The sequence below is a fragment of the Streptomyces sp. NPDC057900 genome (assembly GCF_042887885.1).
Taxonomy (GTDB): domain Bacteria; phylum Actinomycetota; class Actinomycetes; order Streptomycetales; family Streptomycetaceae; genus Streptomyces.
The window spans coordinates 1,491,800-1,512,198 of sequence record NZ_JBHVOI010000001.1 but is presented as its reverse complement, the minus strand read 5'-3'; the positions used below and the strand labels follow the sequence as shown (position 1 = coordinate 1,512,198).

Here is a 20,399-nt window from a genome sequence, read left to right as displayed (position 1 = left end):
CTGTGCTCCTACTGCTCGCGGAGGCCCCACGGGGCGTCGTACGCCTTCAGCAGGTCGAGGAAGGGTTCCGCGGGCAGGGCCTCGGGGCCGAGCACACCACTGCCCTGCCACTGCCCGCCCGCCAGCAGTTCCAGCGCGACCACCGGGTTGAGGGCGGTCTGCCAGACCACGGCCTGGGAGCCGTACTCCGCCATCGACCACTCGTTGTCGACCACGTGGTAGAGGTACACCTCGCGGGGAGCGCCGTCGCGGACACCCTTCACCCAGGTCCCCGCGCAGGTCTTGCCCCGCATCCGGTCGCCGAGGCCGGCCGGGTCCGGCAGGCACGCGGCGACCACGTCGCGCGGGGACACCTCGACGTCACCCACGCGCACCTTCTCGGTGCTGTCCAGGCCCAGCTTGTGCAGCGTGCGCAGGACGTCGATGAACTCCTGACCCAGGCCGTACTTGAAGGTGACGCGGGGGGCGTCGACCCAGCGGGGGATCAGCAGGACCTCTTCGTGCTCGACGTTGACGCACTCGACCTCGCCGATCCCCTCGGGGAAGTCGAAGACCTCCGGCTCGGAGAACGGCTCGGTGGTGAACCAGCCGCGCTCGCGCTCCCACACCACCGGCGGGTTCAGGCACTCCTCGATCGTCGTCCAGATGGAGAACGAGGGGGCGAAGTCGTGGCCCTCGACGGTCAGGTTGGCACCGTCGCGGATACCGATCTCCTCGATGGTGTCGAAGAGGTTGTCGGCCGCGTACCGGGCGAAGACGTCGGAGAGTCCGGGCTCGACGCCCATGCCCACCAGCGCGAGGCGGTCGGCCTTCTCCCACTCGGCGGCCAGCGCGAACTGCTCGTCGCCGAGCATCACACCGGTCTGCTCGTAGGGGTGCTCCGGGTGGGGGCGGGACAGCGACATCGCCATGTCGATGTAGTGAGCGCCCGCGCTCAGGGCCGCGCGGAACAGCGGCATGACGAAACGGGGGTCCGTCGCGTTGAGCATGACGTCGCAGCCGTGCTCGCGGAGCAGGGCCGTGACCGCGTCCTCGTCGGAGGCGTCGATCCGGGCAGCGACGAAGCGGGGGTCGCCGGTGGCGTCGGCCGCCTGGACGGCCCGTTCCAGAACGTAGTCGGCGACCACGCAGTGCTCGAAGAAGGGGCGTCGGGCGGCGATCCTGGCGGCAGCGGTACCTACGCCACCGGCGCCGACGATGAGTATGCGCATGATGATTCCTCTGGTCTGTCTCTGCTGATGCTGGTGATGGGTGAGAGGTGGTGGGGGAGCGCCGGTGGCGCCCCTGGCTACGTGGCTCAGGAGCAGCGGTGCACGGGCCGGGGCTCCCCGGTCGCGGTCGGTGTGAGCCGGCTGACGACGGGGGCGGCGGAGGCGTTGCCCTCGGGCCCCCGGTCCCGCAGGTGCCAGAGCTGGCCGCCGCGGCGGATCACGAGGTCGGTGCTGCCCTCGGCATGGGCGAGAGCCGTAGCCGCCAGGGCCGTCACCTGCCCGCTGCCGGGCAGGGACAGCCGGTACCCGTCTCCGGACCGTCCGGGGCGCAGGGCATCCAGCCAGGGGCCGCCGGTCGACAGGTACACCAGCGGCTCCCCGTCAGGTCCGGTCACCGCGGCCGCGGTCTCCGCGCCCGGGAGCGGATGAGGAGCGCCGGACGGGCCGAGGTGCGTTCCGCCCGCCGCCCCCGTGAGAACGATGTCCGGCCGCTCCCCGCCGCTTCCGGGGACCAGGAGCATCCCCTTCCACGGCCCGTCGGCCGGCCGGGGCAGCGCGACCGGCTCCTCGCGCCACGCCAGGCGCGGGTAGGCGGTGGTGTCGGCGCGGAAGAGACGCGGTACCCCGTCCACCCCGAGTGCGCCGGCCCACAGGACACCGTCGGTGCCCTCCGCTTCCGCGACCGAGCTCGCGGCCCCGCCGGGCGGTGGTGCCTCGGCGGTGAAGGCGGCCTCTGGGCTCCAGCGCAGCCGGTGGGGCGTCGCGCCGGAGCGGGCGACGATCTCCAGGTGGTGGGGGCCGTGACCGCTCTGCACGACGGCGACCTCGTCGTAGCGGTGGCCTGTCGCGAAGCGCAGTCCGCCGCTCCACTCGCCCGGCGGCGGGCCGCCGGGATCGGGGGCGGTGTCCTCCGGGTCACAGTTGAACCAGAGGACCCACAGCCCGTCGCGCTCGTCGCAGAGCATGAGTTCGAGATTCCCGCGGGCGCCGTAGCGCCCCTGTGCGAGTCCCAGCCCGCCACGGGACGGAGGCGGCAGGGCGGTACGGAGGGGAGTCGGGGGTGCAGCAGCCATGGGATACCTCAGGGGCCGGCCGACGAGAAGGGGGCGCGTTCCAGGGCCGACAGCCGGCAGCGCCACAGCGGACCTTAGTTGTTTCATTAATGCGCGTCAATGAGCAGAAACGAGCATACTGGGTGACGGATATGCTCACACCGCTTCCTCGTCCCCGATCACGGCACAGCCGACAGAGACCGGAAGGTGCCGCCGATGCGCGAGCCTCACGAACCGATGACGCCACTCACCCGCCCGAGCGCCGGACATGTGCTGGTCGTCGGCGCGACCCGCATCCTGCGGCCTGCCGTGACGGCCCTCGCGGCGCGCGGCTCCGCCGTGACGGCGGTGGCGAGGTCCGAGGACGACCTGTGCCGCCTCGTGGCCGAAACCCCGGGCCGGGTCGGTCCGCTCGTGGCAGATGTGACGGCGCCGGGATTCGGTGGTGTGCTCCACCGCGCCATCGGCCGGTCAGGACTCACCGGCGCCCTCGTCTACGCCCCTTCGGGAACTCCCGCGGCGCTTGAGGCGCTCACCCGGGACCTCGTCGTCGGTGGTCCCGTCGTCCTTGTCCTGACGAGCCGATGGGCGGCACCGGAAGCGTCCACCGAGCAGGCCGGGCGCGCCGGGCGGTGGACGCCGGACAGCCTGCCGGCCCCGGCCTGGCCGGCCCAGGACTGCCGCCGGCTGGTCCTCGGCTGGCACCGCGACGCCGGGGGTGCGCGGTGGCACACACCGCAGGAGATCTCCGCCGCCGCTCTGGGCCTGCTCGACGCCCCGGCCGAACAGGACTCCGTGCTCGGAGCGGTCCGTCCGTGGGGGGAGCGGCCCGGATGAAGCACGCCTGCCGGTGCTCGGGCGGGCTGCCTGGCGTCCTCTTCGGGCAAGGGTGAGCAATCCCAGGTAATAGGCTGGCACCTCCTGTGGGCGGAGTGCCGGCCACAGGAGCACATCGCGGTGATGGGACCCGACCGGACCCCGCGCCGCCTGCCGCAAGGGAGAGAGACGGGTTCATGCTGGGCGCCGAGCGAAGGAAGAGGCTGCTCCAGGTCGTGCGGACGGAAGGTGTCGCACATGTGGCCACGCTCGCCGCGTCCCTGGAGGTCAGCTCCTCGACCATCCGAAGAGACCTCTCCGCCCTCCAGGCCCAGGGCCTGCTCAACCGCACGCACGGCGGCGCGATGGCGGAGGCGGTGCAGACGGAGGAGCCGGACCGCCCGCAGCGCAGCGACGTCGCCCCCTGGGAGAAGCGCAAACTGGCGAGCGCGGCCGTGGAGAACATCGCGCCCGGCGCCACCATCCTCATCACGGGCGGCACCACGACAGCGGCCATGGTGCCGTTCCTCGGAGGCATCGACCAGCTGACAGTGGTGACCAACTCGCTGCACCTGGCCGGTGAACTCGCCCAGCACGAGGAGATCAGCACCGTGGTGCTGGGCGGATACCTGCGGCACCGTGAGATGTCCCTGCTGGGCCATCTCACCCGTCAGGCACTGGACGAACTCCACGTGGACGAGGCGTTCGTCGGGGCGTACGGCATAACGGGCTCAGGGATCAGCGGTGCCCATGTGGACGAGGCCGAGACCGACCGCTGGCTGCTGTCACGGGTGCGACGGATCACCGCCCTGGTCGACGGGTCGAAGTTCGGACGCTCGGGCCCGGTCCGGGTCGCGTCCGCGGCGACGCTGTACCGGGTGATCACCGACGCGTCGGCGCCCGACGAGGACGTGGCGGCCCTCCGCGCGGCCGGGGTGGACGTGATCCGGACCTGACCGGCGGCGGGCCGGCAGCAGTTCAATGGCAGTTCAGCGGCGGCTCAGTGGCTGACCGCACCCCCCGCGGTCGCCCATTCGACCCAGACGTCCCCGCGTGCGGTTCCCCAGCCGTCCGCCAGCGCCGCCGCAGCCGCGGCCAGCGCGTTCCGGGTGGCCTCCTCGCCCCGGTCGGAACCATGAATGACGGCAAGCGGCCAACCGTTGATCGCGCCGCTGCCGGTACTCGTCACCGCACTCGCGCACAGTGCCGCCACGACGCCTGAGGGCGGAAGCCCCAGGGCATCCGCCACGGCCGAGCACAGCGACGTCAGTCGCGCGGCGTCCGTCGCGTCGTCCTTGGCGGATGTGGCGGTCACCTGGATCACAGGCATGTGCGTGCTCCTTCTTCCCGAGGTCAGGGAGGTTCTCCGGGGCTTGTCTCCGAAGTGCGGGATGAGGCTTTCCGCGCCCCGAAGAGGCTGCGGAGCCGGTGCCCGGCGCTGCGGCGGCGTACCGCCGAGGGGGCTCGTCATCCGCCCGAAGGCTAAGCGCGCTCCTCAGAGGCGTCAAGAAAAAGTGAGCAATAAAAATCATTCTCTGATTGATATTGACTGAGCTTGGTTGCGCAGACTACAAAACAGACATCGAGGCCGTCTGAGGCCGAAACCCCTCTTGACCCCTGAAGGATGTGCGCCATGGCTGTCGCCAGACGAGCAGTGCTGGGTGCGGCCGCGGTAGGCGCGGGCGCGGTCGGCTTCGCACGCCGGGCCGGATTCAAGCCCTCGGAGACGGGTTCGGCCGGGGCCGACACCCTCACCTTCTCGCTGTGGGGAGCCGACAGCGAGATCGCCGCCTTCCAGGCCCTGGCCCGTGCGTACGAACGCCTCCACCGGGGGATCCGGGTGCGGATACGCATGGAGCCGTATCAGCAGATGTACACCAATATGGACGCACTCCTCTCGGGCGGCCGGGCCCCCGACCTGTTCCGGTGCGACTACGCGAACCTCGGGATGTACAGCGCGAGCGGCCAGCTCCTCGACCTCAGCCCCTACTTCGGCGAGGCGGAACGCGCCGCGTTCCTGCCCGCCCTGTGGGAGGCCGTGTGCCACGAGGGCCGGCCCTACGCCGTCCCGCACCACACCGACACGACCGCCGTGCTCTACCGCAAGGACATGTTCCGGGCCGCCGGCATCACCGAGGTGCCCGAGTCGCTGAACGAGGCCTGGTCCTGGGACGAGTTCACCGAGATATGCGCACGACTGCGCAAGAAGGTGCACGGCGTCTATCCCTTCGTCTACGGCTGGCAGCAGGCCGGGGCCTTCCGCTGGCTGAGCTGGCTGTGGGAAGCGGGCGGAAGAATCCTCGACGAGGACCTCTCCGCGCCCGCGATCGAGTCCGCCGCGGGTCTGCGCGCCCTGCGCTACACGCAGGACTTCTTCCGGGAGGGCTTCGTCCCGCCCAACAGCTCGGTCAAGAGCGCCGCGTACCCCGACGCGCTCTTCACCGCCGGCACGGTCGCGATGAGCTTCGCGGGCGACTTCCTGCTGCCGACCATCGACCCCGCGCTGAAGAAGGAGCTGTACGGAGTCACCTTCCAGCCGCACGGCCGCTACGCGGCCACCGATCTGGGCGGCAACGCCGTCGTCGCCACCCGCACCACCGAGAACCCCGAACTGGCCGCCGACTTCCTCAAGTTCCTGGCGAACGAGGAGAACATGGCGCGCTTCTGCGAGCAGTGCGTCGTGCTGCCCACCCGGAAGTCCCTGATCACACAGCCGCTCGACTACGCCGTGCGGTCCGACCTGATGCCCGTCTACGCCGAACAGGCCACCGCCCTCACCCCGGCCATGACCGCACAGGTCGCCGTCCCCTCCTTCGGACGCATCAACTCCGCGCTCCAGGACGAACTGGAGGCCGCCTTCGTCAACCGCCAGCCGGCCGAAGTGACGCTCCGGAACATCGCCGAGTCCACCCGTTCCGCGCTGGCCTCCGCGTAAGGCCCTCTCATTCCCGCCCCTGGAGCTGCCATGGCCACCACCGCCTCGCTGCCACGAGAAGCACGCAAGCCCGCCCCCGTGAAGGCCCCGCCTTCCCCGCCGCCCACGAAGTGGATCGCGCGCTACCGCGACACGCTGGCCGCCTACTGCACGCTCGGACCCAACCTGATCCTGGTGACGGTCTTCCTGCTCGTCCCGCTGGTCATGACGGTCGTCCTGAGTTTCCAGTACAGCACCGGCCTGTCCTCGCCGACCTGGGCGGGACTCGCCAACTACCGCGAGCTCGTGAGCGATCCGGTCTTCTGGCGCACCGTGCTGAACACCGGGATCTTCTGCGTCGCCACGGTCCCCGTCGAGATGGCGGTCGGACTCGCCGTCGCCATGCTCTTCAACAAGGTGATGCCCGCCCGACCGCTCTGGCGCACGCTCGTGTACCTGCCGATGGTCATCTCGGGCGTCGCCACCGCTCTCATCGGCACCCTGATGTTCGACCAGAACATCGGTCTGCTCAACAAACTGCTCGCCACCTTCGGTCTTCCCGCCGCCCCGTGGCAGACGAGCGGCACCGCGGCGATGGCCTCGGTGGTCCTGATCACCCTGTGGATGCGGGTCGGCTTCAACATGGTGATCTACCTGGCCGGTCTGCAGGGAATCTCACCCGAGATGTACGAGGCCGCCGACCTGGAGGGGGCGAGCCCCTGGCAGCGGCTGCGCCACATCACCGTGCCACTGCTCGGCCCCTCGACGTTCTTCCTGCTCATCATGAACGTCATCTACTCGTTCCAGGTCTTCGACACCGTGTACGTCATGACCCTGGGCGGCCCCGGCCACGCGACCGACGTCATGATCACCTACGCGTACCGCAACGGCTTCGAGAGCCGGCAGCAGGGCTACGCCGCCGCCATCGGGATCGTGCTGTACGTCATCGTCATGATCTTCACGGCACTCCAGTGGCGCTTCAGCCGCAACAGGGACACGGTCGGCTGACCTCTCCTCGCCGCAGCCCTCCCACCCCGTCACGAAGGACGCCGATGTCCGTCATCTCCTCAACCCAGCCCGTACAGCCGAAGCCGTCGCACCGGCGCGACCGCGCACGCGTTCTGCGTGCCGTCGCGGCGGCACTGATCGGCCTGGCCATGGCCCTGCCCCTGTTCTGGATGATCCTGGTCGCCTTCTCGCCCCTGGCGGACCTGCACACACCGCATCTGCGGTGGTGGCCCAGCGCACCCACACTGGACAACTTCCACCGCGTCTTCCGGCTGCCCGTGTGGACCTGGACGATGAACTCGACCGTCATCACCTCGCTGGTCGTGCTCATCACGGTCTCCTGCAACCTGCTGTCCGGATACGCCTTCGCCAAGATGCGCTTCCGCGGCCGGAACCTGATCTTCCTGGTCATGCTCAGCACCATGACGGTGCCGGTGCAGGTGCTGATGGTGCCGCAGTTCAAACTCGTCAGCGCGATGGGGATGTTCGGCAGCTTCTGGGCCGTGATCGTCCCCGCCTCCTCCACCGCCTTCGGCGTCTTCCTGGCCCGGCAGTTCATGCTCGGGATTCCGGACGAGGTCATCGAGGCGGCCCGGATGGACGGTGCCGGACAGCTCCGGACCTTCTTCCACGTGGTCCTGCCCCTGTGCAAGCCGCTCATCGCGGTGCTGTCGCTGCTCACCTTCCTCAGCCAGTGGAACGACTTCGCCTGGCCGCTCACCGTCCTCAAGGACGAGCGGCTGTACACGCTGTCCGTCGGCATGCAGTTCGTCAACGGCCAGTACACCGCCGACTACGGCGCCATCATGGCGCTGGCCCTGCTCTCCATCCTGCCCATGGTCGTTCTCTTCCTGTGCTTCCAGAAGTACTTCGTCCAGGGCTTCGCACGATCGGGAATCAAGTGACCGCTCCGACCACCGTCCACTACCTCAGCACTCTCTCCTTCCCCGACTGGTGGCTGGACCGGCTGCGTGCCCGCCACCCGGGACTCACCGTCACCCAGATCCAGGCCAAGTCCGCGGCCGACATACCGGACGAGGTCTGGCGCCGTACCGAGATCCTGCACACCGGCTCCGTCTTCCCGGAGTCCGCGGACGCGGCGCCGCACCTGCGCTGGGTCCAGCTGGACACCTCCGGCGCCGACCACCTGAAGGGCACGAGCGCATGGGACCTCCCCGTGCCGCTCACCTCCATCGGCGGGATCTCGCCCGTCCCCATGGCGGAGTACGTCATGATGATGCTGCTGGGGCTGGCGCACCGCCTGCCCCGGGCCATCGAGATCCAGCAGGGTGGTGTCTGGCCCTCACTGGAAGAGCGCTGGAACACCCTGATGCCCCGCCGGCTGCGCGGCGCCACCGTCGGCGTCGTCGGCTACGGCCGCATCGGGCAGGAGATCGGCCGCCTCGCGGGCCAGTTCGGGATGACCGTGCTGGGCCTGAAGCGCGGTCGCGGCACCCGGGCCGGTGAGTTCTTCGGCAGCCCCGCGACGGACGCCGCGCAGGCCGAGCTCTACACCCCGGACGAGCTGCACGCCTTCCTGGGCCGGTGCGACTACCTGGTGGTCACCTGCCCGCTGACCGAGGAGACCCGGGGCATGATCGACGCCTCGGCGCTGGACGCGCTCAAGGACGGCGCCATGGTCATCAACGTGTCGCGCGGCGGGATCGTCGACGAGGACGCGCTGCGCGCCGGGCTGCGCTCCGGCCGCGTCGCCGGGGCGGCCCTCGACGTCTTCGACGAGGAACCGCTTCCCGACGGCCACTTCTGGTGGCGCGAGCCGGGCGTGCTCCTGACCCCGCACGTCGCCGGGTTCGCGCCGGACTACGAGGAGCAGACCCTCGAACTCGTCGGCACCAACGTCGAGCGTTACCTCACCGGCCGCGAGCTGGTGAACCTGGTGGACAGGACCCATGGCTACTGAGTTCCTGCTGGCCCCGCAGCGCAGGCACGCCGTGCTGACGCGGCTGAGGAGGCGCGGCACCGTCAACGTGCAGGAGCTCTCCGACCTCCTGCGCATCAGCCCCTCGACCGTCCGGCGCGACCTCAGGGACCTTGAGGACCAGGGGATGCTGCGCCGGGTGCACGGCGGAGCCACGACACTGGACGGGGCCGCCGAGCCCGACCAGCCCCAGCGCGCGGCGGTCCAACTGGAGGAGAAGGGCCGCATCGCACATGCGGCCCTCCCCCTGATACGGGACCACAGCACCGTCCTCATCAGCGGTGGAACCACGACCGAGGCCCTGGCGGCACGCCTGGGCGAGCGCCGGGGCCTCACGGTGGTGACGAACGCGCTGCCGATCGCCCAGGTCCTCTCCGCCACGACCGCGGTGGACGTGATCGTGCTGGGCGGTGTGCTGCGCCACCGGGAACAGTCGCTCCTGGGGCATCTGGTCGAGCGGGCGCTCAGCGAGCTCCAGATCGACCAGATCGTCACCAGCGCGTTCGGCCTGGACATCGACGCGGGCCTGACCGGCGCCCACGTGGACGAGGCCCAGACCGACCGGGCCCTGCTCGCGGCGGGCCGCAGGGTCGTCGTGCTCGCCGACGAATCCAAGCTCGGGCGGCGCGGCCCGGTCCGGCTGGCCCCGTTGGACCGCGTCGCCACCCTGGTGACCGACGCCGGCCCCCAGCACACGGTCTCCCGCACGCTCACCGAGCAGGGAGGCACGGTCGTCACCGCCTGAACCGGCTCATGCCACCGTCGCGGCGGCGGTCGTCGAGCGCCTCCGTCCGCTCGGCCCCACGCGGTGGCCGCCGGCTCCGTACGCGCCCCACAGCTTCGCACCACCACGGCACAGGAGTTCACCCATGACCTCTCCCTCCCACCACCACACGCCCGTTCCCGATCCGCGCGCCCTGCTGACCGCACTCGGCGAGCGGGTACTCGAACGCGAGGGCATCCCCATGTACCTGGCGTTGCAGGTGCCGTCGTCCGGTGACGACGCGCCGCTCGACCCCGGACCGCCGGAGGCCGGGGACGAGGAACTGGCCGGCCTGTTCCGGCACTACCGGCAGTCGCTCGCCCCCGAGGCGGCCGACGACGCCGAACCGGCCCTGATCGAGGTGCTCCAGGTGCTGGCCTCCGCCCACTTCACCCCTGAACCCCCCGCCGCCCGGAAGGACGAGGCCCAGCGATGACCGGCGCCACTCACTCCCCGCTCCCCTCCTTCTCCGGCCAGGAGGAAGCTCTCCGCGCCGGCCGCTACATCCGGGTGGTCAACTACCACAACACGCCGCACGCCGACACGGAGAAGATCCGCGGCGAACTGGGCGCCCTGGCCGAGTCCTTCTCGTCGGTCACGCTCGAAGACCTCGACCTCTTCCGTTCCACCGGCCACTGGCACAAGGACCGGCCGGGCGTGATCCCGGTCTTCTACGAGGGCTACCGCAACAACGCGGAGGTCGCCGCGCCCCTGGCCGAGGAAGCCGGGCTGACCGCCTGGTTCTTCATCTGCACCGCCTTCCTCGACGTGCCCGTCGAGGAGCAGTTCGACTACGCCAACGCGCATGACATCGACCTCGTCCAGGAGAACCGCAAGGGCGAGCGGCTCGCCATGACGTGGGAGGACGTGGCCGCGCTCAGCCGCCGCCATGTCGTCACCCCGCACACCGCGAACCACGCGGAGGCGGCGGCCCTGCGCACGGAGGCCGACCTCGAACGGGAGATCTTCGAGCCGAAGCGCCGCATGGACGCGGTGACCGGGCAGGACGCGGCCTGCACAGCCTTCCTCTGGGGTACCCCGTACGGAGCGAACCCGGTGGTGGACGCGGCGCTGCGGGAGGCCGGATACCGCTACCAGTTCGGCAACACCATGATCCAGTACCTGGGCTGACTCCACACCGGGAACGATGGCGTCGGCCGCACCGCGAAGGGTGCGGCCGGCGCCACCGTCGTCAGCCCGGCAGCCGCCTGACCATCGTGTTGCCGAACACGTAGCGGTACCCGGCGTCGAGGAGGGCCTGGTCGGCGGCCGACTCCCCGGTCCAGTCGGTGCCCTCCAGCCAAGCCGTGCACAGTGCGGAACCGCCTGTGGCCCGGTCCATCCGCCGCTTCGGCTCGATGACCTCCCGCTCGATGTCCGCCGTGGTGCGCACGGTGCGGGCGAGCGCGTGGGAGGCCGTGTGCGGAGTGACCACATGCCCGCGCCGGTGCAGGTCCGCGACCTCCGCCCAGCTCATGGCGATGCGTTCCGCGCGCGGGTTCTCCGGAACGAGCTTGATCCGGTGGGCCAGCGCGTAGTCGTACTGCTCCTCGACCGGGGTGTCCACGAACGCGGTGCAGACGAAGAACCACCCGGTGATGCCGGCCTCTTCGCAGGCGGCGGCGGCCACCTCGTAGTTGTCGCGGTAGCCCTCGTAGAAGACGGGGAGCAGGCCCGGCCGGTCCTTGTGCCAGACTCCGGTGCCGGAGAAGCGCTCCAGGTCGGCGACCGTGACACTCTCGAACTCCCGTGCGTAGCCGCGTAGCTCGGCGACCAGCTCGTCCTTCCAGCTGAGCGGGGTGTTGTGGTAATTCACCACGCGCAGGAACTGCCCCGCGCGCAGGTCCGCCCGGGTTCCGGAGGCGCTGACCGTGCGGGCGGTCGACAAGGGCCGTGCGGGGGAGGGTTCCCGCTCGCCCTCCCGATAGGGCCGGGCAGCTGCACGGTCCGGCCCCAGGGTCGCGTAGGCGAGCGCCTGGAGCGTGCGGATCACCGCCGGTTCGCCGTCCGGGGACGGGCCGAGACGGGTGTGGTACGCGGCGAACGCGCTCGCGAGCTCGTCGTCGGCGGGGGAGGCGGCGGGAGAAGCGGCGGGCGAGGCGGCGGGGGAGGCGGCCGCCCCGCCGTCGTCGGCGCCGCGGGGGCCGGGTGCGGCGGCGGCACGGAGTGAGACGAGCATGGGCACACCCCGGCGCCGGGACACGAGCGCATCGCTGGCTTCGAGGGCGCGGTCGGGTGATATCGGGGAAAGGTCCTGCGACATGTGATTCCTCGGTGAAGCGGGTGGCGTACAGAGCCACTCTCCCCGCCCGGCCACCGAGATTTCAGTAATGCGCAGGCACTGCTTGGTATTGCTCATTTGCTGTTCGCGGGGGTGGGCTCACGCGGGCTGGAGCAGGTCCCAGCGGTTGCCGTACAGGTCCTCGAAGACCGCGACCGAACCGTAGACCTCGTGCCGGGGCTCCTCCAGGAACCGGACCCCGGCCGCCAGCATGCGTGCGTGGTCGGCCGCGAAGTCCGCCGTGTGCAGGAAGAAGCCGACCCGGCCACCGGTCTGCGCCCCGATGCTTGCCGCCTGGTCCCCGTCCTTCGCGCGGGCCAGCAGCAGCCCCGTGCCCTGCGTGCCGCGCGGGCGCACCACCACCCAGCGGGAGCCGTCGCCCCGCTCCGTGTCCTCGACCAGCTCGAAGCCGAGGGCGTCGGTGTAGAAGGCGAGTGCCTCGTCGTAGTCGCGGACGACCAGCGTGACCAGGGCGATGTGGGACATGGGTTTCCTCGGATTCCTCGCGGGACGGAAGGGCGGCCGCCGGGCCCGTAGCGGGACAATATCCGCCATGGAGACCAGTGACCTCACCGGGCTGACGGCCCGCGCGCGTCGGCTCGCCCTGACCGGGGAGCGCCGTGTTCTCGGCCTCGCGGGTCCGCCGGGAGCCGGGAAGTCCACCCTGGCCGCACAGCTGGCCGACTCCCTCGGACCGCTCGCCGCGCTCGTGCCCATGGACGGTTTCCACCTCGCCCAGGCCGAACTGGAACGGCTCGGCCGGGCGGACCGCAAGGGCGCGCCCGACACCTTCGACGCCGCCGGGTACGCCGCCCTGCTCCGCCGGCTGCGGACACCGGAACCGGGCACCGTCGTGTACGCCCCGGCCTTCGACCGGGCCCTGGAGGAGCCGGTCGCCGGGTCCGTCCCGGTCGGCCCGGACATCTCCCTCGTCATCACCGAGGGGAACTACCTGCTGCACACGGACGGCGGCTGGGCGCCGGTGCGCGGGCTGCTCGACGAGGCGTGGTACCTGGAACTCGACCAGGACGTACGGGTGCGCCGGCTCGTCGACCGGCATGTGCGGTTCGGGAAGCCCCGCCCGTACGCGGAGCGCTGGGTCGCCGGTTCCGACGAGGCGAACGCCCGGCTCGTCGCCCGGGGACGGGACCGGGCCGACCTCGTCGTGCGGCTCGGGAGCAGGTGAAGAACCGCACCGGCGCCGCCCCCGACCGCTCGCGCGGGACGCCCCGCACCGGGCAGGATGCGGGGGAGCCGTTCCGCGCCGCCAGGAGGTCCGCATGTCCAGCCCGAACCAGCCCGCGCCGTTCACCGCCGACGACTACCGGGCCCGGATGGAGCGGGCCGCCGCGAGCGCGGCCGCCGCCGGGCTCGCCGGCGTCCTGGTCGCACCCGGACCCGACATGGTCCACCTGACGGGATACCGGCCCACCGCCGACACCGAACGCCTCACCCTCCTCGTCCTCGCGGCCGGGCAGGACCCCGTCCTGGTCGTACCGACACTGGAGGCGCCGGACGCGGAGAAGTGCGCCGGCGCATCCGCGCTGACCCTGCGGGACTGGACCGACGGCAAGGACCCGTACGCCGTCACGGCGCCGCTGCTCGACGCGAAGGGGCGGTTCGGGATCAGCGACAACGCCTGGGCGATGCACCTGCTCGGCCTCCAGCAGCTGCTGCCCGGCACCTCGTACGCCTCCCTCACCGAGGCGCTGCCGATGCTGCGAGCCGTGAAGGACGCCGCGGAGCTGGACCGGCTCGCCGCCGCGGGGGCCGCCGCCGACGCCACGTACGAGGAGATCCTCAAGGTCCGTTTCTCCGGCCGCAGGGAGACCGAGGTCGCCGCGGACCTGGCCCGGCTGCTCACCGAGTACGGGCACTCCCAGGTCGACTTCACCGTGGTCGGCTCCGGGCCCAACGGCGCCAACCCGCACCACGAGGCGGGTGACCGCACCATCGAGCGCGGCGACATGGTCGTGCTCGACTTCGGCGGCCTCAAGCACGGCTACGGCTCCGACACCTCCCGTACGGTCCACGTCGGCGAGCCCACACCGGAGGAGCAGCGGGTCCACGACATCGTGCGGGAGGCCCAGGCGGCAGGCTGCGACGCGGTCCGGCCCGGCGCCGCCTGCCAGGACATCGACCGGGCCGCCCGAGCCGTCATCACCGAGTTCGGCTACGGCGACCGCTTCATCCACCGCACCGGCCACGGCATCGGCGTCACCACCCACGAACCCCCGTACATGATCGAGGGCGAGGAGCAGCGGCTCGTCCCCGGCATGTGCTTCTCCGTGGAGCCCGGCGTCTATCTGCCCGGCCGCTTCGGCGTCCGGATCGAGGACATCGTGACCGTCACGGAGGACGGCGGGCGCCGCCTCAACGCCACCGCCCGCGAGCTGGCGATCGTCGAGTAGCCGCCGGGGCGGTCACGGCCGGGGCTCCGTCGCGGTTCAGTCGTCGGCCAGCACCACGCACGATTCCGCCGGGAGGTGCAGCACGCCGTCCGCGCCGGGCGTCCCGACCGGCTGCCAGGCGGCCAGCACCCTGCCCCCGCCGCCGCGGTGCCGGCCGCCGCCGAGCGGGATCGCGGCGGGCTTCCCGCCCAGGTTCACCGCGATCCGCAGATCGCCCCTGCGGAAGGCGAACCAGCGGGCCTCGTCGTCGTACGCCGGTTTCACCGTCGCCAGATCCGGGTCGCAGAGGTCGGGCATGGCGCGGCGCAGCGCGATCAGCTCGCGGTACCAGGCGTGCAGCCGGGCGTGCGGTTCCCGGCCCGGTTCGTCCCAGTCCAGGCAGGAGCGGTCCCGGGTGGCCGGGTCCTGCGGGTCCGGGATGTCCTCCTCGGCCCAGCCGTGCGCGCCGAACTCCCGCCGCCTGCCGCTGCGCACCGCCTCGGCCAGCTCGGGGTCCGTGTGGTCGGTGAAGAACTGCCAGGGCGTACGGGCGCCCCACTCCTCGCCCATGAACAGCATCGGCGTGAACGGCCCGGTGAGCACGAGCGCCGCCGCGCAGGCCAGCAGGCCGGGGGAGAGGGAGGCGGCGAGCCGGTCACCGAGCGCCCTGTTGCCGATCTGGTCGTGGGTCTGGCCGTAGCCGACGAAGCGGTGGGCGGCGGTACGGGTGACGTCGACCGGGCGGCCGTGCGTGCGGCCTCTGAATCCGGAGTACGTGCCGTTGTGGAAGAAGGCGCCCGACACGGTCTTCGCCAGCGCGGCCAGCGGGGCGACCGCGAAGTCCGCGTAGTAGCCCTGGGACTCGCCGGTGAGGGCGGTGTGCAGACAGTGGTGGAAGTCGTCATTCCACTGCGCGTGCAGACCGGTGCCGCCCGACTCCCGCGGCGTCGTCGTGCGCGGGTCGCAGAGGTCGGACTCCGCGATCAGCGGGAGCGGGCGGCCCAGTTCGGCGGAGAGCGCGTCGGCCGCCGCCGACAGCTCCTCCAGGAACGTCAGCGCCCGGGTGTCGGCCAGCGCGTGGACCGCGTCGAGCCGCAGCCCGTCCAGCCGGTAGTCGCGCAGCCAGGCGAGCGCGCTGCCCAGCAGGAACGCCCGCACCTCGTCCGAGCCGGGGGCGTCCAGATTGACCGCCGCGCTCCACGGGGTGTGGTGCGTCTCGGTGAAGTACGGGCCGAAGTGCGGGAGATAGTTGCCGGACGGGCCCAGGTGGTTGTGGACCACGTCCAGGACGACGGCGAGCCCGAGCCCGTGCGCCGTGTCGACAAAGCGCTTCAGCCCCTCCGGGCCGCCGTACGGCTCGTGCACCGCCCACAGCGACACCCCCTCGTACCCCCAGCCGTGGACACCGGGGAAGGGGCAGACCGGCATCAGGGACACATGGGTGATGCCCAGCTCCGCCAGATGCCCCAGCCGCTCGGCCGCCGCGTCGAAGGTGCCCTCCGCCGTGTACGTGCCGACGTGCAGCTCGTACAGGACGGCGCCCGGCAGCCCGCGCCCGGCCCAGTCGGAGCGCCACGCGTAAGCGGAGTGGTCGACGACCGCGCTCTCACCGTCCGGCCCGTCCGGCTGGCGGCGCGAGCGGGGGTCGGGTCGCACGGGGCCGTCGTCGAGGGAGAAGCCGTAGCGGTCGCCGTCCCCCGCCTCCGCATCCGCCGTCCACCAGCCCGCCCGTACGGGATCGCGCCCCATGGACCGCAGCTCACCGGCCAGCCACAGCGCGGCCGACTCCGCATCCGGTGCCCATACGTCGAACAGCATGCGACGCTCCTCGTCTCCTCGCCCCTGGCCATGGTCGGCAGAAGCCGCGATCACCGACCAACGACACTGGATCGAGCCCGTTACTGGCGATTAAGGTCTGGTTCTGATCACTGCCCTGCCGACTTCTGCCATACGCACTCCCTCATGGACCGCCCCCGATTGCCGGTCGGTCTTCCTCACGGCTGTGGAGGCCGAGATGACTGTTCCGATGTTCCCGCCCGGCTTCATCTGGGGGGCCTCCGCCTCCGCGTTCCAGACCGAGGGGGCCGCGGACACCGACGGCAAGGGGCCGTCCGGCTGGGACGCCTTCGCCGCGCGGCCCGGACGGATCAAGGACGGCGCCGACACCACCCGGGGCACCGGCTTCCACCGGCACTACCGGGAGGACGTCGCCCTGCTGGCCGGCCTCGGCGCCGACGCCTTCCGCTTCTCGGTGAGCTGGCCGCGCGTCGTCCCCGGCGGCAGCGGGCCGGTCAACGCCCAGGGGCTCGACTTCTACGACCGCCTCGTCGACGAGCTCTGCGCACACGGGATCACCCCGGCCCCCACCCTCTACCACTGGGACACCCCGCTCCCGCTGGACGAGGCGGGCGGCTGGCTCAACCGGGACACCGCCTACCGCTTCGCCGAGTACGCCGGCGTCGTCGCCGAACGCCTCGCGGACCGCGTCCCCATGTGGATCACCATCAACGAACCCGCCGAAGTGACCATGCTCGGCTACGCACTCGGTGAGCACGCCCCCGGCCGCGCCCTCCTCTTCGACGCCCTGCCCGCCGCCCACCACCAGCTCCTCGCCCACGGCCTGGCCGTCCGCGCGCTCCGGGCCGCGGGCGCGGGCAACATCGGCATCGCCGTCTCCCACTCCCCGGTCTGGACCGCGAGCGAGAGCGAGGAGGACCGCTTCGCCGCAGAGCTGTACGACACCCTCACCAACCGGCTTTTCTCCGACCCGCTCCTCACCGGCCGCTACCCCGACGAGAACTTCGCCGCACTGATGCCCGGCCCGGTCGAGGACGACCTGCGGACCATCTCCACCCCGCTCGACTGGTACGGGGTCAACTACTACAACCCCACACTCGTCGGCGCTCCTGCGGCCGCCGCCCTCGACACCTTCGCCGGCTTCGACATGCCGGCCGAACTGCCCTTCGGGATACGGGAGATCAAGGGATACGAGACGACCGACTTCGGCTGGCCCGTCGTCCCCGACGGGCTGCGCGACACTCTCGTCCAGCTGAACGGCCGCTACGGCGACCGGCTTCCCCCGCTCTACATCACCGAGAACGGCTGCGCCATCGACGAACCCGCAGAGGACACCCGCCGGATAGCCTTCCTCGACGCCCATCTGAACGCGCTGCGGTCGGCCATCGACGCGGGTGTCGACGTACGCGGCTACTTCACCTGGTCGCTCACCGACAACATCGAGTGGATCGAGGGGGCCGCCAAGCGCTTCGGGCTGGTCCACATCGACTACGAGACGCTGCGCCGCACCCCCAAGGACTCGTACGGCTGGTACCGCGACATGATCGGGGAGCAGAAGCGGCAGGGCGCCGGTCAACGGCCGACCGGCGCGGACCGGGCCTGACATCCGCCCTCAGGCGGCGGAGGCGAAGACCCGCTCCAGAACCCGACGGCCGGCCCGGCCCCAGGTCGGCTGCCCGCCGGGCAGACCCCGGTCCCACGCCTGACCCACCGAGACGAGCACGAGCGCCTTGAGCACGGCCCGGCCCCGGGCCCGCAGCACGGTCGCCTCGTCCGTCCCCCCGTACGCCTCGAAGAAGTCGCCGTCGGAGCCCTGCGGCAGCAGCTTCCACGCGGCGGCGAGGTCGACCGCCGGATCACCGGCGCAGAGATCACCGAAGTCGACGATGCCGGAGATCGCGCCGTCGGCGACGACGACGTTGGCGGGGTGCAGATCGGCGTGCAGCCAGACCGCAGGCCCGGTCCACCGCGGCGCCGCGACCGCCCGGTCCCACACCCGGCGCACCCGCGCCACGTCGACCGCCTCCGCCACCCCGGCGAGCAGGGCCTCGAAGTCGTCCGCGACCGTGGCGAGGGAGCCGCCGCGCCCCGGGTCCGTGGGGGCGTCGGCCGGCGCGGGGCGGTGCAGGGCGCGGAGGAACCCCGCGAGGTTCGCCACGGACCGGGCGGCGTCGGTGACCTCGACGCCGTCCGCCGGTTCGCCCGGAACCCAGCTCACCAGGGTCCACGGCCGGGGGAAGCGCGCGTCCGGCTCGTTCAGGAACCGGGGCGTCGGCACGGGCAGCGGCAGCCGCCCGGCGAGCTCCGGGAGCCACCGGAACTCCTTGCGCAGCAGCTCGGGAGCGCGCTCGGTCATCGGCAGCCGGACGACCAGCTCGTCCCCGAGCCGCCAGAGCTGGTTGTCCCAGCCCGAGGCCACCCGCCGGATCTCCAGACCGGCCAGCTCCGGATAGCGGCCCCGGACCAGGGTGCGGACGAAGTCCTCGTCGACGCTGTCTCGTTCCATGCGCTCCTCCAAGCGGTCACGGCCAGCGTAGGCGGCGGGTTCCTCAGTCCCACACCATGTCGAACGCGCGCTCGAAGTTGACGTACCCCAGCCGCTCGAAGGACTTCGCCATCGGCACGTTGCCGAGGTCCGTCGCGGCCCGGATCCGCTCCACCCCGTCCTGCCCGGCGAGCACCCTGGTCCCCTCGGTGAGGAGGTCGTCGATGTAGCCGTGGCCCCGGTGCGCGGGCAGCACACCGATGTACGCGATGATCGGGTTGTAGCTGTTGCGGGCCGGGATCACGAAGCCGACCGGTTCGCCGTCCGGCAGCTCCGCGACGCGCCACCACTCCTTCGGCGTGGTGTAGCGGGCCAGCTCCTCGTCGTAGTGCTTCTCCGCGGCCCGCAGCGGCGACAGTCCGGAGGCCAGGTCCTGCCGGCCGTGCGCGTCGAGCGTGCCCTCCATCACGGGCGCCATCAGCGCGAGGAGGTCCGCGCGCCCGGCGACCGGGCGGAACCGCAGCCGACCGCTGTCGGCGGGCACCGGGGTGCCCGCGCGCCACTCCAGGCGCAGCCGCTCGACCAGCATCCGGGCACCGGTGCGCTCCATGACCCGGATCCGGGACTCCACGGCGTCACGGACCACCGGGTCCTCGCGCCAGTCCGGCGGGACGAACCGGTTGTACTCGGGACGCGGACCGGCGGCGGGCAGCACCGCCGCGCTCGCCGTCTCCAGCAGCCGCAGGCCCACCTCGCCGCGCTCCGGCTCGGGCAGGGTGTCGTCGAGATCGAAGAAGTCGAGGAAGAGCGGCGCCTCGCCGTCCTGGCTCCACCACGCTATCCGCGCCACCACCCGCTCGCCCCGCAGCGCCACCCACATCCACTCGGGGCGGCGCCGGCCGGAGTCGAGGTCGTCAGCCAGTTCGTGGTCCAGGACGTACGGCAGCCGCCGGAAGAGATCCAGCTCCTGCGGGCCGGCGAGCGGACGGATGTTCAGTTCGAGTGGTGCAGCGGGCACAAAGTCTCCAGAAATCACGGGGGCGCCCCGGCGGTCGTCGGGGCGGCACGGCGGCAGACGGTAGCAACGTCCCGCTCCGGGCGCCCGCGAATATCCGGGCGGGGGCGTACGGCCGTTCTGGACACGTTGGGGCCATCGGCCCGACACTTGTCCCTGTGACGTCCTCCTTCGAGTTCCACACGTATCCCGCGCGGGTGTCCGACGCCCAGCGCGACCGTGTTCTCGGCGTGCTCAGAGAAGGCGCGGCGCAGGGAAGGCTCTCCCACGACACCTTCATTCGGCGCATGGAACTGGCCCTCACCGCGAACCGCTCGGAGGAACTGGCGGCACTCACCGCCGATCTGGACACCGGGGGCCGCCTGTCGCGGCAGCTGATCCGGGTCGTCAGCGGGGTCTCCGGCTTTCCCGGCCGGGTGCGCAGGGCCTGGTGGGCGGAGCGGCTCCCCAAGCTGCTGCTCCCGGCGCCGAGCCCGTACCCCCTGCTCATCGGCCGGGACCCGGGCAACGGGCTGCGCCTCAGCCACGAGACCGTCTCCCGGATGCACGCCGAACTCACCGTGTACGGCGGCCGTTGGCTGCTGCGCGACCTGGGCTCGACGAACGGCACCTGCGTCAACGGGCAGCGCGTCACGGGGACGGTCTCGGTGCGCGAGGGGGACCAGGTGAGCTTCGGCACGATGATGTTCCGGCTCTCCGCCCCCGCGCTGAGGCCACCCGTGTAGGGC

Annotated in this window: 21 protein-coding genes; 13 read left to right on the top strand and 8 right to left on the bottom strand. The window is 71.8% G+C overall.

Annotation, left to right across the window (positions count from 1 at the left end; all coding sequences use genetic code 11):
* Positions 1-8: 8 nt before the first annotated feature.
* Together ACFVQ0_RS06290 and ACFVQ0_RS06285 are read right to left on the bottom strand one after the other, a co-directional pair.
* Positions 9-1,211, bottom strand: coding sequence for a saccharopine dehydrogenase family protein (locus ACFVQ0_RS06290; protein ID WP_390085066.1), 1,203 nt, complete (start codon positions 1,209-1,211; stop codon positions 9-11).
* 86 nt (positions 1,212-1,297) lie between these two features.
* Complete coding sequence (locus tag ACFVQ0_RS06285; RefSeq protein WP_390085064.1) at positions 1,298-2,284, bottom strand: hypothetical protein; 987 nt, start codon at positions 2,282-2,284, stop codon at positions 1,298-1,300.
* A 195-nt stretch (positions 2,285-2,479) separates the two neighbouring features.
* Here ACFVQ0_RS06285 and ACFVQ0_RS06280 point away from each other — a divergent pair, with 195 nt between their 5' ends.
* Together ACFVQ0_RS06280 and ACFVQ0_RS06275 are read left to right on the top strand one after the other, a co-directional pair.
* Positions 2,480-3,100, top strand: coding sequence for a hypothetical protein (locus ACFVQ0_RS06280; protein ID WP_390085062.1), 621 nt, complete (start codon positions 2,480-2,482; stop codon positions 3,098-3,100).
* Positions 3,101-3,276: 176 nt separating this feature from the next.
* Complete coding sequence (locus ACFVQ0_RS06275) at positions 3,277-4,035, top strand: DeoR/GlpR family DNA-binding transcription regulator (protein ID WP_390085060.1); 759 nt, start codon at positions 3,277-3,279, stop codon at positions 4,033-4,035.
* Between the two features lie 44 nt (positions 4,036-4,079).
* Here ACFVQ0_RS06275 and ACFVQ0_RS06270 read toward each other — a convergent pair whose 3' ends face one another.
* Positions 4,080-4,409: a hypothetical protein gene (locus ACFVQ0_RS06270; RefSeq protein WP_390085058.1), complete on the bottom strand. Its 330-nt coding sequence runs from the start codon at positions 4,407-4,409 to the stop codon at positions 4,080-4,082.
* A gap of 303 nt (positions 4,410-4,712) precedes the next feature.
* Here ACFVQ0_RS06270 and ACFVQ0_RS06265 point away from each other — a divergent pair, with 303 nt between their 5' ends.
* From ACFVQ0_RS06265 to ACFVQ0_RS06235, 7 genes are all read left to right on the top strand, one after another.
* The gene (locus ACFVQ0_RS06265) at positions 4,713-6,014 is read left to right on the top strand and encodes an ABC transporter substrate-binding protein (RefSeq protein ID WP_390085056.1); all 1,302 of its coding nucleotides are present in this window, start codon (positions 4,713-4,715) and stop codon (positions 6,012-6,014) included.
* A 30-nt stretch (positions 6,015-6,044) separates the two neighbouring features.
* A complete protein-coding gene (locus tag ACFVQ0_RS06260; RefSeq protein WP_390085055.1) occupies positions 6,045-7,001 on the top strand; it encodes a carbohydrate ABC transporter permease in 957 nt (318 codons plus the stop codon).
* 44 nt (positions 7,002-7,045) lie between these two features.
* Entirely contained in the window at positions 7,046-7,906 is an 861-nt protein-coding gene (locus ACFVQ0_RS06255; RefSeq protein ID WP_390085053.1) for a carbohydrate ABC transporter permease, read from the top strand.
* Positions 7,903-8,922 (top strand): D-2-hydroxyacid dehydrogenase, encoded by a 1,020-nt coding sequence (locus tag ACFVQ0_RS06250; protein ID WP_390085051.1) that lies wholly within the window; start codon positions 7,903-7,905, stop codon positions 8,920-8,922. The genes ACFVQ0_RS06255 and ACFVQ0_RS06250 overlap by 4 nt, the downstream gene beginning before the upstream one ends.
* The gene (locus ACFVQ0_RS06245) at positions 8,912-9,685 is read left to right on the top strand and encodes a DeoR/GlpR family DNA-binding transcription regulator (RefSeq protein ID WP_390085049.1); all 774 of its coding nucleotides are present in this window, start codon (positions 8,912-8,914) and stop codon (positions 9,683-9,685) included. Before ACFVQ0_RS06250 ends, ACFVQ0_RS06245 begins: the two co-directional genes overlap by 11 nt.
* 124 nt (positions 9,686-9,809) lie before the next feature.
* A complete protein-coding gene (locus ACFVQ0_RS06240) occupies positions 9,810-10,139 on the top strand; it encodes a hypothetical protein (protein ID WP_390085047.1) in 330 nt (109 codons plus the stop codon).
* Positions 10,136-10,834, top strand: coding sequence for a polysaccharide deacetylase family protein (locus ACFVQ0_RS06235; protein ID WP_390085045.1), 699 nt, complete (start codon positions 10,136-10,138; stop codon positions 10,832-10,834). Before ACFVQ0_RS06240 ends, ACFVQ0_RS06235 begins: the two co-directional genes overlap by 4 nt.
* Positions 10,835-10,895: 61 nt before the next feature.
* Here ACFVQ0_RS06235 and ACFVQ0_RS06230 read toward each other — a convergent pair whose 3' ends face one another.
* Entirely contained in the window at positions 10,896-11,882 is a 987-nt protein-coding gene (locus ACFVQ0_RS06230; RefSeq protein ID WP_390085043.1) for a polysaccharide deacetylase family protein, read from the bottom strand.
* 201 nt (positions 11,883-12,083) lie between these two features.
* A complete protein-coding gene (locus ACFVQ0_RS06225) occupies positions 12,084-12,470 on the bottom strand; it encodes a VOC family protein (RefSeq protein WP_390085041.1) in 387 nt (128 codons plus the stop codon).
* Positions 12,471-12,537: 67 nt separating this feature from the next.
* On the opposite strand from ACFVQ0_RS06225, the gene ACFVQ0_RS06220 reads away from it, so the two are divergent.
* A complete protein-coding gene (locus ACFVQ0_RS06220; protein WP_390085039.1) occupies positions 12,538-13,170 on the top strand; it encodes a nucleoside/nucleotide kinase family protein in 633 nt (210 codons plus the stop codon).
* A 94-nt stretch (positions 13,171-13,264) separates the two neighbouring features.
* Positions 13,265-14,395, top strand: a complete 1,131-nt coding sequence (locus ACFVQ0_RS06215; RefSeq protein ID WP_390085037.1) for a M24 family metallopeptidase — start codon at positions 13,265-13,267, stop codon at positions 14,393-14,395.
* A 36-nt stretch (positions 14,396-14,431) separates the two neighbouring features.
* On the opposite strand, the gene treZ is transcribed toward ACFVQ0_RS06215, so the two are convergent.
* Entirely contained in the window at positions 14,432-16,192 is a 1,761-nt protein-coding gene (treZ, locus tag ACFVQ0_RS06210) for a malto-oligosyltrehalose trehalohydrolase (RefSeq protein ID WP_390085035.1), read from the bottom strand.
* 196 nt (positions 16,193-16,388) lie between these two features.
* On the opposite strand from treZ, the gene ACFVQ0_RS06205 reads away from it, so the two are divergent.
* On the top strand, positions 16,389-17,774 hold the full coding sequence (locus tag ACFVQ0_RS06205) for a GH1 family beta-glucosidase (RefSeq protein ID WP_390085033.1): 1,386 nt from the start codon (positions 16,389-16,391) through the stop codon (positions 17,772-17,774).
* Positions 17,775-17,783: 9 nt separating this feature from the next.
* Here ACFVQ0_RS06205 and ACFVQ0_RS06200 read toward each other — a convergent pair whose 3' ends face one another.
* Complete coding sequence (locus ACFVQ0_RS06200) at positions 17,784-18,677, bottom strand: aminoglycoside phosphotransferase family protein (protein WP_390085031.1); 894 nt, start codon at positions 18,675-18,677, stop codon at positions 17,784-17,786.
* Positions 18,678-18,720: 43 nt separating this feature from the next.
* The gene (locus ACFVQ0_RS06195) at positions 18,721-19,674 is read right to left on the bottom strand and encodes a GNAT family N-acetyltransferase (protein ID WP_390085029.1); all 954 of its coding nucleotides are present in this window, start codon (positions 19,672-19,674) and stop codon (positions 18,721-18,723) included.
* 155 nt (positions 19,675-19,829) lie between these two features.
* Between ACFVQ0_RS06195 and ACFVQ0_RS06190 the strand changes: the two genes are divergently transcribed.
* Complete coding sequence (locus ACFVQ0_RS06190) at positions 19,830-20,396, top strand: FHA domain-containing protein (RefSeq protein WP_390085027.1); 567 nt, start codon at positions 19,830-19,832, stop codon at positions 20,394-20,396.
* The last annotated feature ends 3 nt before the right edge of the window (positions 20,397-20,399 follow it).

What these genes read in the sequence shown, in the direction of transcription:
- ACFVQ0_RS06290 (WP_390085066.1), bottom strand. Translation starts at nt 1,211, where the DNA reads ATGCGCATACTCATCGTCGGCGCCGGTGGCGTAGGTACCGCTGCCGCC.
- ACFVQ0_RS06285 (WP_390085064.1), bottom strand. Translation starts at nt 2,284, where the DNA reads ATGGCTGCTGCACCCCCGACTCCCCTCCGTACCGCCCTGCCGCCTCCG.
- ACFVQ0_RS06280 (WP_390085062.1), top strand. Translation starts at nt 2,480, where the DNA reads ATGCGCGAGCCTCACGAACCGATGACGCCACTCACCCGCCCGAGCGCC.
- ACFVQ0_RS06275 (WP_390085060.1), top strand. Translation starts at nt 3,277, where the DNA reads ATGCTGGGCGCCGAGCGAAGGAAGAGGCTGCTCCAGGTCGTGCGGACG.
- ACFVQ0_RS06270 (WP_390085058.1), bottom strand. Translation starts at nt 4,409, where the DNA reads ATGCCTGTGATCCAGGTGACCGCCACATCCGCCAAGGACGACGCGACG.
- ACFVQ0_RS06265 (WP_390085056.1), top strand. Translation starts at nt 4,713, where the DNA reads ATGGCTGTCGCCAGACGAGCAGTGCTGGGTGCGGCCGCGGTAGGCGCG.
- ACFVQ0_RS06260 (WP_390085055.1), top strand. Translation starts at nt 6,045, where the DNA reads ATGGCCACCACCGCCTCGCTGCCACGAGAAGCACGCAAGCCCGCCCCC.
- ACFVQ0_RS06255 (WP_390085053.1), top strand. Translation starts at nt 7,046, where the DNA reads ATGTCCGTCATCTCCTCAACCCAGCCCGTACAGCCGAAGCCGTCGCAC.
- ACFVQ0_RS06245 (WP_390085049.1), top strand. Translation starts at nt 8,912, where the DNA reads ATGGCTACTGAGTTCCTGCTGGCCCCGCAGCGCAGGCACGCCGTGCTG.
- ACFVQ0_RS06240 (WP_390085047.1), top strand. Translation starts at nt 9,810, where the DNA reads ATGACCTCTCCCTCCCACCACCACACGCCCGTTCCCGATCCGCGCGCC.
- ACFVQ0_RS06235 (WP_390085045.1), top strand. Translation starts at nt 10,136, where the DNA reads ATGACCGGCGCCACTCACTCCCCGCTCCCCTCCTTCTCCGGCCAGGAG.
- ACFVQ0_RS06230 (WP_390085043.1), bottom strand. Translation starts at nt 11,882, where the DNA reads ATGCTCGTCTCACTCCGTGCCGCCGCCGCACCCGGCCCCCGCGGCGCC.
- ACFVQ0_RS06225 (WP_390085041.1), bottom strand. Translation starts at nt 12,470, where the DNA reads ATGTCCCACATCGCCCTGGTCACGCTGGTCGTCCGCGACTACGACGAG.
- ACFVQ0_RS06220 (WP_390085039.1), top strand. Translation starts at nt 12,538, where the DNA reads ATGGAGACCAGTGACCTCACCGGGCTGACGGCCCGCGCGCGTCGGCTC.
- ACFVQ0_RS06215 (WP_390085037.1), top strand. Translation starts at nt 13,265, where the DNA reads ATGTCCAGCCCGAACCAGCCCGCGCCGTTCACCGCCGACGACTACCGG.
- treZ (WP_390085035.1), bottom strand. Translation starts at nt 16,192, where the DNA reads ATGCTGTTCGACGTATGGGCACCGGATGCGGAGTCGGCCGCGCTGTGG.
- ACFVQ0_RS06205 (WP_390085033.1), top strand. Translation starts at nt 16,389, where the DNA reads ATGACTGTTCCGATGTTCCCGCCCGGCTTCATCTGGGGGGCCTCCGCC.
- ACFVQ0_RS06200 (WP_390085031.1), bottom strand. Translation starts at nt 18,677, where the DNA reads ATGGAACGAGACAGCGTCGACGAGGACTTCGTCCGCACCCTGGTCCGG.